13 protein-coding genes and 1 other RNA gene are annotated in these 12,258 nt (G+C 59.3%); 10 read left to right on the top strand and 4 right to left on the bottom strand.

Going from position 1 to position 12,258, the window contains the following annotated elements; translation table 11 throughout:
• The first annotated feature begins 17 nt into the window (after positions 1–17).
• The 10 genes from HMPREF2842_RS03415 (at position 18) to HMPREF2842_RS03370 (ending at position 7,871) form a co-directional block, all read left to right on the top strand.
• Complete coding sequence (locus HMPREF2842_RS03415; protein WP_005505403.1) at positions 18–245, top strand: hypothetical protein; 228 nt, start codon at positions 18–20, stop codon at positions 243–245.
• The gene (locus HMPREF2842_RS03410; protein ID WP_049344011.1) at positions 245–700 is read left to right on the top strand and encodes a TadE family protein; all 456 of its coding nucleotides are present in this window, start codon (positions 245–247) and stop codon (positions 698–700) included. The genes HMPREF2842_RS03415 and HMPREF2842_RS03410 overlap by 1 nt, the downstream gene beginning before the upstream one ends.
• On the top strand, positions 666–1,172 hold the full coding sequence (locus tag HMPREF2842_RS03405) for a pilus assembly protein TadE (protein WP_083309201.1): 507 nt from the start codon (positions 666–668) through the stop codon (positions 1,170–1,172). Before HMPREF2842_RS03410 ends, HMPREF2842_RS03405 begins: the two co-directional genes overlap by 35 nt.
• Positions 1,135–1,680: a pilus assembly protein TadG-related protein gene (locus HMPREF2842_RS03400; RefSeq protein WP_083294476.1), complete on the top strand. Its 546-nt coding sequence runs from the start codon at positions 1,135–1,137 to the stop codon at positions 1,678–1,680. The genes HMPREF2842_RS03405 and HMPREF2842_RS03400 overlap by 38 nt, the downstream gene beginning before the upstream one ends.
• 201 nt (positions 1,681–1,881) lie before the next feature.
• Complete coding sequence (prfB, locus tag HMPREF2842_RS03395) at positions 1,882–3,009, top strand: peptide chain release factor 2 (RefSeq protein ID WP_049362115.1); 1,128 nt, start codon at positions 1,882–1,884, stop codon at positions 3,007–3,009.
• 19 nt (positions 3,010–3,028) lie between these two features.
• Positions 3,029–3,523: an SsrA-binding protein SmpB gene (gene smpB / locus HMPREF2842_RS03390; protein ID WP_005508591.1), complete on the top strand. Its 495-nt coding sequence runs from the start codon at positions 3,029–3,031 to the stop codon at positions 3,521–3,523.
• 127 nt (positions 3,524–3,650) lie between these two features.
• A complete protein-coding gene (locus HMPREF2842_RS03385) occupies positions 3,651–4,106 on the top strand; it encodes a DUF4190 domain-containing protein (RefSeq protein WP_049345767.1) in 456 nt (151 codons plus the stop codon).
• 238 nt (positions 4,107–4,344) lie between these two features.
• Positions 4,345–5,241, top strand: coding sequence for a DUF4190 domain-containing protein (locus HMPREF2842_RS03380; protein WP_070642722.1), 897 nt, complete (start codon positions 4,345–4,347; stop codon positions 5,239–5,241).
• Between the two features lie 382 nt (positions 5,242–5,623).
• Positions 5,624–5,996, top strand: a transfer-messenger RNA (tmRNA) gene (gene ssrA, locus HMPREF2842_RS03375).
• Between the two features lie 1,272 nt (positions 5,997–7,268).
• Entirely contained in the window at positions 7,269–7,871 is a 603-nt protein-coding gene (locus HMPREF2842_RS03370; protein ID WP_070642720.1) for a hypothetical protein, read from the top strand.
• A gap of 105 nt (positions 7,872–7,976) precedes the next feature.
• On the opposite strand, the gene HMPREF2842_RS03365 is transcribed toward HMPREF2842_RS03370, so the two are convergent.
• The 4 genes from HMPREF2842_RS03365 to rsrA form a co-directional block, all read right to left on the bottom strand.
• Positions 7,977–8,918, bottom strand: a complete 942-nt coding sequence (locus HMPREF2842_RS03365) for an inositol monophosphatase family protein (RefSeq protein WP_070642717.1) — start codon at positions 8,916–8,918, stop codon at positions 7,977–7,979.
• 69 nt (positions 8,919–8,987) lie between these two features.
• Positions 8,988–10,115, bottom strand: a complete 1,128-nt coding sequence (rsgA, locus tag HMPREF2842_RS03360) for a ribosome small subunit-dependent GTPase A (protein WP_049342178.1) — start codon at positions 10,113–10,115, stop codon at positions 8,988–8,990.
• Complete coding sequence (gene aroA, locus HMPREF2842_RS03355; protein WP_070642714.1) at positions 10,116–11,627, bottom strand: 3-phosphoshikimate 1-carboxyvinyltransferase; 1,512 nt, start codon at positions 11,625–11,627, stop codon at positions 10,116–10,118.
• Between the two features lie 246 nt (positions 11,628–11,873).
• Positions 11,874–12,188 carry a mycothiol system anti-sigma-R factor gene (gene rsrA, locus HMPREF2842_RS03350; protein ID WP_005508601.1) on the bottom strand — a complete coding sequence of 105 codons (315 nt, stop codon included), beginning with the start codon at positions 12,186–12,188 and terminating at the stop codon, positions 11,874–11,876.
• Between the last annotated feature and the right edge of the window lie 70 nt (positions 12,189–12,258).

Raw genomic sequence — 12,258 nt, 5'->3', positions numbered from 1 at the left:
GATTGAAGGAGAAAATCATGTTCCGTCGTTTCCGCACCACCCTCACCGTGCTGATTGCCCTGGCTATCGCATCCGTGCTGGCTCTGCGCCTGAAGAACAAGCAGGATGACCCCGAGCGCGGTGACGTGCCCGGCTGGGTCATGATCACCATGATGAGCGCCGTGCTGGTTGCCGCTATCCTGGCGATTGCTCAGCCCGCTCTGACCAAGATGTTCAACGATGCGATTGCTCTGGTTCACCAGTAATGCGTAAGCCCCGCATCGCTTCTGAGCTGACTGCCGCTGAGCTATCCTCCGCGGAATATTCTGTGGAGGAGAGCGAGCGCGGTGATGCCAGCACGGAATTCGTCATGGTCGGTGCGCTGTTGGTGTTGCTGACTATGGCGATTCTGCAGGTTTCTTTCGCCCTGTATGCACGAACCATGTTGGTGGATGCTGCGGCGGCTGGGGCACGTTACGGTACGATGCGTGACCGCACTCCGCAGGAGGGCATGGAGCGTACCCGTCAGATGATTGAGGGGGTTCTTCCGTCTTCGTATGCTGAGAATATTTCGTACCGTCAGAGTAGTGATTCTACGGGTGTGCGCACTTTGGAGGTGACGGTGAAGTCTCCGTTACCGGTGCTGGGCCCGTGGGGTTTTCCGGATTCTATTGAGGTGAAGGGGCATGCGATTTATGCGGAGCATCGTTCCGGTGATTAGTGACTTTTCGCTTCGGCAGCGGGTGAAGGAACGCCTGAAGAGCCGCTCTGATCGGCACAATCCTGAAGAGGGCAGCACCATTGTGGAGTTCCTGGGTTTGGGTATTACTCTGCTCATCCCGGTACTCTACGGCATTCTGACGATTTTTAGCTTGCAGTCTTCGGTAATGGCGGCTCATGCGGCGAGCGCCCAGGTGGTGCTGTATGTGCAGGAGCAGCCGCAGGACTCGTCGGTTGGCCCGGATTTGGCTCAGCGTCTGGCGGTGCATGCTGCCGCCGATTACGGGGTTGAGCCCTCCGATGTGAGCGTGTCGTTGAGCTGTGCGTCGGGGGAGTGCGTCTCGGGTACGAAGGCGTACGCCACGGTGACGGTTCAGGCGCGTTTGCCGCTGCTGCCTTCGTTTATGGGTGGCGGCGTGATTCCGGTGAGTTCTCATGCGACGAGTTGGGGGTCTGGTCATGCTGATTCCTAATGGTTTGCTGGCTCGTGCCAACATGAAGATTCGTGCCCGTGCGCAGAGCCGGGCGCTCGCCTCAGGCCGCCTCGCCGCTGACCCGGTCGCCTCAGACCCGGAAGAGGGCAGTATTGCCCCGCTGATTGTGGGCATGCTGGCGTTGCTTCTGCTCATCGGTTCGGTGACGGTGGCGATTACGGGCGCGTATCTGCAGACTCAGCATCTGCAGGATATGGCGGACGCTCAGGCGAACTCGATTACCCGCACGATCCGCACTCCGGAGGAGGCGAACGGTTCGGCGGCGTGGGAGTATGCGAGCGCGTATCTGGCTGAGGTTCAGCCGGGGCAGGATTTTCATGCGTTGCGTCTGGAGAATGTGTCCGTGGATTCTGATCACAGTGTGCACGTGTACCTGTCGGCTCGTATTCGTCCGCCGCTGCTGTCGATTCTGGTGCCTGATGGTATTGAGGTGACCGCTCATGGTTCGTCGCGTTTGAAGACGAGTCAGGGCCCGTCCAGCGACTAGGGGCGTTGTGAGCCCCCATAGACTGCGAGGGCGCATCCGCAAGGTAGTGTAACGGCTAGCGGATGCGCCCTCGTTTTATGCCCTTTTTATGTCTTCGTTGCGCGGCTTCTGCCCTCTGTATGCCCCATCCTTCTGCGCTGTGGGCTGTTGCGGGCTGTAACGGCGGGACTTTCTGGCAGTTTCGCGATAGTGTTAAAAGCTATGGCATCCTTCGACTTTTCTGCTGAGATTAAAGAGCTTCGCGCGATCTTCGACTCTATTGCTGCTGTGAGCGATATTGAGGGGATTGAGCGCGCCATTGAGGACCTGTCTGCGCAGGCTGCCGCACCCGATTTGTGGGATGACGTGGAGAACGCGCAGAAGGTCACGAGCGCACTGTCGTATAAGCAGTCAGAGCTGAACCGTTTGCGTTCGCTGTCTTCTCGCATTGATGATGTTGAGGTGATGGTGGAGCTTGCCGAAGCGGAGGATGAGGAGACTGCCGCCGAGCTGCTCGCTGATGCTGAGCGTGAGTGCGGTGAGATCCGCGCCAAGCTGGAAGAGCTAGAGGTGCTGGTGCTGCTGTCGGGTGAGTACGATCAGCGTGAGGCTGTGGTGACGATCCGTTCGGGCGCCGGTGGCGTGGATGCTGCTGATTTTGCGGAGATGCTGCTGCGCATGTACCTGCGTTGGGCGGAGAAGAACGGCTACCCGACGAAGGTTCTGGACACCTCCTACGCTGAGGAGGCGGGCCTGAAGTCGGTGACCTTTGAGGTGAACGCGCCGTACGCTTTTGGCCGCCTGTCGGTGGAGGCGGGTACTCACCGCCTGGTGCGTATTTCGCCGTTCGATAATCAGGGCCGCCGCCAGACCTCGTTCGCGGCGGTTGAGGTAATTCCTCTGATTGAGCAGACGGATGCTATTGAGATTCCCGAGTCTGAGATTAAGGTGGATGTGTTCCGCTCCTCGGGCCCGGGTGGTCAGTCGGTGAATACGACGGATTCGGCGGTGCGTATGACTCACTTGCCGACCGGTATTGTGGTGTCGATGCAGAATGAGAAGTCGCAGTTGCAGAACCGTGCGGCGGCTTTGCGTGTGCTGCAGTCTCGCCTGTTGCTGTTGCGTAAGGAGCAGGAGGACGCGAAGAAGAAGGAGCTTGCCGGTGATATTAAGGCAAGCTGGGGCGATCAGATGCGCTCCTATGTTCTGCATCCGTACCAGATGGTGAAGGATCTGCGTACCGGCTATGAGGAGGGTAATACCTCTAATGTTTTGGATGGCGGTTTGAACGCCTTTATTGATGCTGGTATTCGCTGGCGTGCTTCGGGGCGCGCGGCTGAAGAGAGCTAAGACGTATAAGGATTGAGTGATGGCTCAGAAAAAGAAGAAAGACGCGAAGAAGGACCCGAATAACGCGATTATTGCCCAGAATAAGAAGGCTCGCCACAACTACAACATTGTGGATACCTATGAGGCGGGTATTGTTCTGCTGGGTACTGAGGTGAAGTCTCTGCGTGATGGTGGGGCGTCCATTGTGGATGGTTTCTGCCAGGTGACCGATAACGAGTTGTGGCTCGAGGGTATTCATATTGCGGAGTATGGTTACGGTACGTGGACGAACCATGCGGCTCGTCGTCGCCGTAAGCTACTGCTGCATCGTTCTGAGATTAATAAGTTGGCGCAGAAGCTGAAGGAGACCGGTTACACGGTGGTTCCGTTGAAGCTGTACTTCTCGAATGGTCGTGCGAAGGTTGAGATTGCTTTGGCGACCGGTAAGCGTGAGTACGATAAGCGTCAGGCTTTGCGTGAGCGTCAGGATGACCTGGAGGCGCGCCGCGCGATGCGTTACCGCAACCTCGGCTAGGGCTGAGGCAACAGCGGGATGCACGGCTGATTCGGTGACTGCTGGTAGGGGCAGGGCGCGGTTCCTCGCGTATAATGGTTGAAAATTCGCGGTGTACCGCGAGCACCATACGTTTTTGAGGAGACACATGTCTGAGAACCCGAACTACCAGCAGAACCCGGGCGAGTTCATCCCCGCACCGCAGCAGGCACCGGCATACAACATGCAGGGTGGCTACCCCGGCTACCAGCCGACTCCGAGCTCGGCTCTGGCGATTGCTTCGCTGATTCTGGGTATTATTGGTCTGCTCACTGGCTTGATGTTTTTTGGTGCTGTTCTGGGCCTGGTCGGCGTGATCCTGGGTATTGTTGCTCTGGTGAAGGTGAAGAACGGTACCGCATCCGGTAAGGGCATGGCGATTGGTGGTATTGTCACCGGCGCGCTGGGCATGATTGCTGCTGCTGCTATGATGGTGCTCGGCATTGTTCTTGCGAGCCAGTGCGTTGAGAACGCGGTGCAGGATTCGAACGGTAACTACGTGTGCACCATGGCCGGTCAGACCATGACTCTGACTCCCGAGGACTACGACGCTGCCCGCCGTTAAATCACGTTGAGTCTTTGAACCGTTGAGGGACCGAATAGTGTTGAACTATTCGGTCCCTTGCTCTTTTTCTGCGCTGAATCTGCCCGATTGGTGGATTCTGGGGGATGATTCTGGAATCTTGGACTTCATAGATGACCCCAATGACGGCTTATTTATATAATGGAACCGAACTCAGCGCGCAATGGTGCGTTGGGCGAGTATAAATTGTTCGCTGCAACTGTGAAGGAAAGAACGACGGATGTCTGAGAATAACTACGGAAACAACCAGGGGAACGCGCAGAACCCCTACGCTGCTCAGCAGCCTAATTCTTCCGCCCAGAGCTCGTACGGTCAGGATTACGGCCAGGCTCCTTCGGCACAGAACACCTACGGCCAGGATTACGGTCAGAGCGCATCCGCTCAGAACACCTACGGTCAGGCTCAGCAGCAGAACGCTACTCCGCAGAACTCGACCCAGCAGAACCAGTACGGTCAGTTCGGTGCGCAGCCTTCTTCGCAGAATGCTTACGGCCAGAACGCTGCTCAGGGTACCTCTGCCCAGGGTGCTTCGGCTCAGGGCGCTTCGGCTCAGAACACCTACGGCCAGCAGCAGTACGGCTACGGTCAGGACGCTTCCTACCAGGCGCAGCCCGCTCAGCAGAACCAGTACGGTTACGGCCAGGACGCCTCCTACCAGGCGCAGCCCGCTGACTACAACTACCAGCAGAACTCTTACCAGCAGCAGCCTCAGCAGGATGCTTATGGTTACGGTCAGCCCGCAGGTTACCCGTATGCGGCTCCCGTGACGAAGAAGGCTCCCGGCATGGCGCTGGCGGCGATGATTCTCGGTATTGCGGCTGTGCTGACCGGTTTCTTCGTGTTTGGCGCTCTGCTGGGTATTGCCGCAATCATTCTGGGTGTGCTGTCCCTGAAGAAGACTAAGGAAGTTGGCGCGGGTAAGGCATTCGCGCTGACCGGTATTATCACCGGTGCGGTGTCTGTCCTGATTTCGATTTGCATGCTTTTCGTATTCATTTCTTTCTTCCAGACCGCTGAGAAATGCCTTGAGGTTGGTACCGAGGACGGTCACGGTAACGTGGTCTGCCAGATTGGTGACAACCCGAACAACCGCATGACTGTTTCTGCGCGCCACTAAGGTTTGACCGCCTAATTTTGACCGCCTAATTTTGGCTACCCAGTGCGGTACGCGAACGGGGTGGGGCTCCTAGATATTCTGGGGCGCCTCACCCCGTTTACTGTGCCCGTGATTTTCTGCACCGATTTTCTGCGCCCACCGTTGATCCGGGTGTGTGCTGGAGGCGCGCTCGCTGTACCCTCTGCGTCTGTTCTTAGCTGGTGTTCTCTATCCTGGTGGTCTCTGTCAGTGAGCGTGCCGCGTGTGTGGGGTAGGGGGGGACTTGCACGCCGTTAAACATCTTAGATATACTGAATCTCTACCGTGTTTGAATGGCACCGCGGCATCAAGGTATGTCGAGGAAAACTTTCAGAAGACGGTGGGCTTTTTGATAAAAGCATAGGGGGATGATCGGTTTCGACGATGTGAGTTGAGATGGGTGAAGCGTGCCGAGGATGCAGGGTTATCTCGTTAACGCCCTCTGCAAAAAATTAAGTGCAGAATCTAAGCGCACTGACTTCGCACTCGCTGCCTAAGCGCGAGTTGCCGTCTGTCGGCCTGAGCATGCCTTTGGCTCAGTTACCGGCATCGACTTAAAAGGCCACTGCTGCTAGCCCTTGTTGCGGGGGTTAGTGGGACTTTTACGTAACTAGGTTCGTCGGTATATGTGTTTATGCAAGTACCGGAGCCGAAAAGTAGCGTTCGCATAAACTGCGCACGGAGAAGCCCCGTTGACGCCACATCGGACCGGGGTTCGATTCCCCGCATCTCCACGATCTCCCAACCGTCCGCTATCCCCGCATGGGGTGCGGCGGTGATTATCGGTTCCAATCCAGAGGAAGAACCGCGGTAGGTTTCTACCACCCGGCAGGACGCCCCACGGCGTCACCTGCCGGGTATTTTTATGCCCAATTGTCGGTCTGTATTGTCGGTCTGTTCTGGGGTGTACCGGCGTGCTCGTGGGTTGGGCGTCAAAAAGTTTGGGCTAACGTCAAAAAGTATGGGCTGGCGTCGAAAGGTTTAGACGGACAACATCTTCATCCGCACCGACCCTGCCGGGACCATCAAACCCGACAAAGAAAAATCCACCGAGAAGATCGACGGCGTGGTGGCCACCATCATGGGCCTCGACCGCGCGATTAAATGCGGCAGCGGACCCGACACTGAGAGCGTGCATGACAGAAGAAGCATATTTTTCATGTAATGTAAATTTACGTGTTACATCTGGCGAGACTCTCTGATAGACTGCTGAGTAGTGATGTAAGATACATCACTATGTGACGTGGGAATGCAATCACAACCGCAATTTCTGCTTGGAATTGGGGGCTAGCTGCTTCCACGATTGCAAGAGCTTTAGGACCAGCATTTGTTGGTGGTTTTGGAAAAGCCCTTGGAGGTCCGGCAGCAATTGCCGCTGCGCTAGCTGTTGCAGCAGTGTCCTGCACTCTCACTCTTTAACCTGGGAGAGGTCCAATGCGTACGAAGAATATATTTACACTAGGATTTTTTCTCACTATTGTTCCGGTGTTCTGGGTGATTATCTCATTTGCCAGAGACTGGGAGTTCTTCGATCCAGTATCAATTCTAAGTGCAATTTTAGGAGGTCTTTTGGTCACTTTTGCAGCCAGAAGGACGCTTGAGAGTGATTCAAAGTTCCCTAAGGGACCCCCTAAAGGACCTAGTGTGTAAAACATCGCTTAGAAGTTTCTAAGAGGAAGAACCGCGGTAGGTTTCTACCACCCGGCAGGACGCCCCACGGCGTCACCTGCCGGGTATTTTTATGCCCAATTGTCGGTCTGTATTGTCGGTCTGTTCTGGGGTGTACCGGCGTGCCCGAGGGTGCTCAGGTGACCGCATTGTAACGAGAACGTCATCAGAGAAGACGAAAACGCACCCTATGCCGTAGTATCGAAGGGTAGATATCGTTGTTCGGTGTCGGCTGTTCATTCAACCTCACCGGCAATGTACGAGAGCAACCCAAAAGTCGCTCATAGTGGCGCCACCGCTACGATGCGGTAGCCGCTATGACGACTGTTCAAGGACACACCATGGAAAACCAGATTCCTGCCCCCTCCTTCCCGGAGCAGAGCAACGCAAACTCCCAGCAGCCTGTGGGCGCCCCCGTTGGCGTAGCACCCGGCGCTCCCCTCGGCGCAGCACCCGCACCCGCCCTGGGCGTGGCACCCGCTAACGTGCGCGACCGCGACGACAGCTACCAGCGCATCCCGGACATCTACCGGGTGCCGGCTGAGCACCGCCGCCCCTACGGCGAGACCACCGGCGACTTCCGCGGCCCCGGCTACTTCTACTCCATCGGCGCGTTCGGTGCCTCCCTGGGTGCCCTGGCGCTGACCCTCTACGCGTGGGTTCAGGTCGCGGCACTCCACTCTGAAGCAACGCTCAACTCCCGCGGTTACAGCTCCTCTGCGTATAGCTCCGGTCTGAGCCCCAACATCATGGTGATTGCTCTGCTGCTCGTGGGCCTAATCCCGGTAGGCGTGTCTATCTGGCTTGCCATCTACTCGGCAAAGGTGAACGCCGGTCACACCACCAAGTACACCTCGAAGATGACGACCTTCAACATTCTGGCGTACATCATCTCGGGTCTGAGCCTGCTGGGTCTGCTCGGCACCCTCACGATGCTGTCCTAAAACAGGCAACGCTTGCTCTCATAGCGATACATAGCGAGGCGGCGGCTTTCCACTCACCGGAAAGCCGCCGCCTCGCTATATTGTCACCGTCACCGGGGGAGCAGGCTAGGGTTGGGGTGCGAGCGCCTCCAGCACCTGCTGCTGGACCGCCGCAGTATTACTTGCCACCAGGGACACCGGGCGCACACCGGCGGCCGAAACGCCCGCGTGCTCGGGCAAATCACCCTCCAGGGTGGAGGCGACGCCGCCAGCCTCGCGAATCAGCGGCAGTAGCGCCGCCACCTCATAGAAAGACAGGGATGCGTCCATGACGGTGTCCACGGCACCCTCAGCGAGCATACACGCCGCCCAGAACGAACCGTACGCGCGGGAACGACCCACACAACCCAGAAGCTGTACAAGCTCGCCAGAGCGGTCCACAGCGCCTTCAGAGGCCGCCTTCCAGGAGGAGAGATCGGTGTACGCGGCAGACAGCTGATCCAGCTGAGTCAGCGAAGACACCTCAAGACGAGTCGCCTGCGCCAAGGACTTACCCGTGTACGCGCCCGAACCGCGAGCAGCCCACCAGCGGCGACCCAGCGCGGGTGCAGACACCACACCCACCACCGGCTCACCCTGATCCAGCAAAGCAATCAGAGTCGCCCACACCGGCACGCCGCGGCGAAAATTATCCAGCTCAGCAATCGGTGCAATCACCCACTGGCGCGCCGCCTGACCGTTATAGCCGGCATGCGCACCGGCAATACCGTCACGAGTACGCACACGCGACAGCTGCGCGCGTAGAAGCTCCTCAATCTCCTGAGCCACACCCGAGGCGTAATCGGCAGGCTCCTGCACCGGTACCTGCGGTTCTACGGGCTGCTGAGTAGCCTGCTGCCATGGCGCCAACGGCGCCGCGGCGGGTGCCGCCTCCGCGGGCTCTACCACCTCGGATGCGGGGGAGAAGACCGGGCGGTCACGAAAACGCATAGCGCTCACACGATCGACGCTATCGGCAAGAATATGCGCAAGACGCAAATCGTCGGTGTACTGCTGGGGACGGCTCATAGTAATGCTCTTCTTCAGTATCGGTGATGTAGTCAGCAAAAATGTGTGTGCGGGAGAGGACAGAGAACCCTAGACAAGCGCGCCCAGTTCCTTCTCCGAATCGCCCTCTTCAGGAGTCAACAGCAGCAGCTTACGCAAGGACTCCAGGCGGGCGGGACCGCTCTCACCGGCACGACCGGCAGCAACGTACGCCTCCAGACCGCACTCGGGAGCCTGCGCCGCGTGCGTACACGCCTTCGGACAATCCGCCGCACCCGGCGCCAGGTCCACGAACGCCTCCACAACGGTCTCCGGCGGCACATGCGCCAGACCGAAAGAACGAATACCCGGAGTATCAATAATCCAGGTGCCCGGCTCCATCGGGTCGCCATTCGCATTCACCGGACGCAACGCCAACGCCGACGAGGAAGTGTGACGGCCACGGCCCGTCACCGCGTTCACATGACCGGTCGCACGCTCGGAGCCGGTCAGCGCATTCACCAGGGTCGACTTACCCACACCCGAATGACCCAGAAGCACCGACACCTGACCCAGCAGCTCCTGCAGAAGCTCCTGAACCGGTGCCGACTCCAAACCGGCAGCGCCCTCCTGGCTCGGCGCCAAACCATCCGAAGACGAGGACAGCACAATCTTCAAACCGCTCGCCGCATAGTAATCCAGCAGGTTCTGCGGGTACCGCACATCGGTCTTCGTAATGCACAGGATCGGCTCAATCCCGGCGTCAAATGCCGCCACCACGGCACGGTCAATGAAACCGGTGCGCGGCTCCGGGTTTGCCGCAGCAACCACAATCACCAGCTGCTGAGCATTCGCCACGACCACGCGCTCCGACGGGTCGGTGTCATCGGCGCTACGGCGCAGAATCGAGGTGCGCTCGCCCAGACGCACAATGCGCGCCAGGGTATCCTTCGCGCCGGAGGTGTCACCCACCAGGTCCACAAAGTCGCCGGTTACAATCGCGGTGCGGCGTAGCTCCTTAGCGCGCGCCGCAATGAGGGTACGCTCCTTCTCGGTACCCTCATCCACGACGACCGACCAGCGGCCGCGGTCCACCGTAATGACCCTGCCACGAATCGCTTCTTTGAAGGTCGGGCGGTCCTTCGTGCGGGGGCGGGAGCCCTTCTTGTTGGGGCGCACGCGCACATCCGACTCATCCCATTCGGAGAAATCGCGCACGTTCATGCGGGAAGAACCCATTTAGAAGACCTCCTGGTCAGCGGTAGCATCAGCGGTGGAGGCGCCGGTCTGCCATTGCGCCAGCATGTCCTCCCACATTGCGGTAAATTCGGGCATGGTCTTAGCTACGGTGGCTACGTTCTGCACCACCACATTGGGGCGGCGCAGACCAATAATCGCCGCGAAGGTCGCCATACGGTGATCGTCGTAGGTGCGCGCCAGAACCTGCGCAACCTCCGCGGCAGCGGGGATGGGCGCCTCAATCACCAGCGAATCGGCGGTGTCGTGGGCGGTACCTCCCAGGCGGTTAATCTCAGCGGCGAGCGCTGCGAGGCGGTCCGTCTCATGACCGCGCAGATGCGCAATGCCGGTCAGCTCAACGCGGCCATTCACGAAAGCGCAGGCAGCCGCCATGGTCGGCGCCAGCTCGCCACCGGCAGACAGGTCAAAGGAGAAATCACCCTCGGGAAGCTCACGGGGGCCGGTCACGGTCAGACGGCCCTCAGCGTAGCTCACCCGGGCGCCCAGCGCGGGCAGAAGCTCACGCCACATATCGCCCACCTGGGTCGTACCCGCCGAAGAATCAGCCGCGGGGGCGGGCCAGTGAGGAATAGTCACCGACTCGCCGGTGACCACGGCGGCGGCAAGGAACGGGCCGGCATTCGACAGGTCCGGCTCAATGGTCATCTCAAAGCCGGGGAAGGAACCGGGGTGAACCGTCCAGCGGTACTCGCCGCCCTCTGCTTTGTCGCCTTGGTTCGGGTAGTGCTCCTGCACCCGGATACCCATCTGGCGCAGCGCCTCCACGGTCATCTGAATGTGCGGGATGGACGGCACCGAAGAGCCCTCGTGCACCAGCACCATGCCCTGCGGCAGGCGAGGCGCCATCAGCAACAGCGCCGAAACGAACTGGGACGATGTCGAAGCATCAATACGAACCACGGGCGCCTCAGAAACACCCTCTGCGCTCGCCAGGCCGGGGGAGCGCAGCACGAAGGGCAGAGCGTTCTCGCCCTGCTCACAATCCACCTGCACACCCAGCTGACGCAGACCCTCCAGAACCGGACCCATCGGACGTTGACGGGCGTGCGGGTCACCGTCAAAAGCGAACTCACCCGGCAGCAGCGCCGCCAGGGCGGGCACAAAACGCATCACGGTACCGGCAAGACCGCACTCAATCGACACGGTGCGCGACTGAGCGGAATCGGACTGCGCCTGTGCGGAATGCGCTTCCACAAAGCTCAGGGGAGTGACCTTAACATCCGGACCGAACGGCGAATCGGTCGGCACCAGCTCAATACCCGCACCCAGCTGACGCAGCGCCTCAATCATCAGCGCCGAATCGCGCGAATGCAGCGGCGCACGCAAATACGAGGGGGAATCAGCCAGAGCAGCAAGCAACAGATAACGGTTCGTGAGCGACTTAGAACCCGGAATATGCACCAGCGCGTTCTTGCCAGCGGCTTCGCTGGAGGCGGGTGCCAGGGGAGCGGGCCAATCACCGGGGGAAAGCTGCACTGCTGCGTCGCTCATATGTCCTCTTCTGGGTCGAATCACGGGGAGGCGCAGGCTGTGGTGCGCTGCGCCGGTTGACGTCTACCCCTATTCTACCGGTTGAGGGTTTGCGAGCCGCCGAGGACTCCAGAGGTGAGATAGGCAATGCACACCAGGTAGTGCGAACCAACCAACACGCGTAAAGGCGGTGCACCGTTATTGGTGCACCGCCTTCACTCATCATCAGATGTCTATACCCCCAGCGGGGCAACAGCTTGAGGCAGCTTAGAGGTTAGCCTCGGCGCAGAACTTCTGCACATCCTGCAGTAGACGCGCCTTCAGCTGCTCGGGCGCCTGCTGAGCGCACGAAGAACGCATCTTCTCACGAATCATCAGCTCAAAGTCCTTCACATCCGCGCAGTCGGGGCAGGCATCCAGATGCGCCTGAACTGTGCGCAGCTGCTCGGGGCTCAGCTCCCTATCGAGGAATTCATAGAGGCGCTTGAGAGACGACGAGCAGGGCTGGCCGCCGCAATCCTCCAGCGGCTCAGAAGCCGCGGAGGCTTCGGGGACAGAAGAATTCTTGTCTGTGGTTGACATCGGGGTTCCTTTCACACGGAAGGTATAAAGCGTTAGGGGAGTCTAGCCCCAACCTCATGGGGGGGGGGGG

The sequence above is a fragment of the Rothia sp. HMSC069C10 genome (assembly GCF_001812205.1).
Lineage (GTDB): Bacteria > Actinomycetota > Actinomycetes > Actinomycetales > Micrococcaceae > Rothia > Rothia mucilaginosa.
This window is presented reverse-complemented; position numbering and strand designations above follow the sequence as displayed.

Coding starts and splice junctions, on each gene's coding strand:
- HMPREF2842_RS03415 (WP_005505403.1), top strand. CDS start 18: ATGTTCCGTCGTTTCCGCACCACCCTCACCGTGCTGATTGCCCTGGCT.
- HMPREF2842_RS03405 (WP_083309201.1), top strand. CDS start 666: ATGCGATTTATGCGGAGCATCGTTCCGGTGATTAGTGACTTTTCGCTT.
- rsrA (WP_005508601.1), bottom strand. CDS start 12,188: ATGTCAACCACAGACAAGAATTCTTCTGTCCCCGAAGCCTCCGCGGCT.
- HMPREF2842_RS03380 (WP_070642722.1), top strand. CDS start 4,345: ATGTCTGAGAATAACTACGGAAACAACCAGGGGAACGCGCAGAACCCC.
- aroA (WP_070642714.1), bottom strand. CDS start 11,627: ATGAGCGACGCAGCAGTGCAGCTTTCCCCCGGTGATTGGCCCGCTCCC.
- HMPREF2842_RS03410 (WP_049344011.1), top strand. CDS start 245: ATGCGTAAGCCCCGCATCGCTTCTGAGCTGACTGCCGCTGAGCTATCC.
- prfB (WP_049362115.1), top strand. CDS start 1,882: ATGGCATCCTTCGACTTTTCTGCTGAGATTAAAGAGCTTCGCGCGATC.
- rsgA (WP_049342178.1), bottom strand. CDS start 10,115: ATGGGTTCTTCCCGCATGAACGTGCGCGATTTCTCCGAATGGGATGAG.
- HMPREF2842_RS03365 (WP_070642717.1), bottom strand. CDS start 8,918: ATGAGCCGTCCCCAGCAGTACACCGACGATTTGCGTCTTGCGCATATT.
- smpB (WP_005508591.1), top strand. CDS start 3,029: ATGGCTCAGAAAAAGAAGAAAGACGCGAAGAAGGACCCGAATAACGCG.
- HMPREF2842_RS03400 (WP_083294476.1), top strand. CDS start 1,135: ATGCGACGAGTTGGGGGTCTGGTCATGCTGATTCCTAATGGTTTGCTG.
- HMPREF2842_RS03385 (WP_049345767.1), top strand. CDS start 3,651: ATGTCTGAGAACCCGAACTACCAGCAGAACCCGGGCGAGTTCATCCCC.
- HMPREF2842_RS03370 (WP_070642720.1), top strand. CDS start 7,269: ATGGAAAACCAGATTCCTGCCCCCTCCTTCCCGGAGCAGAGCAACGCA.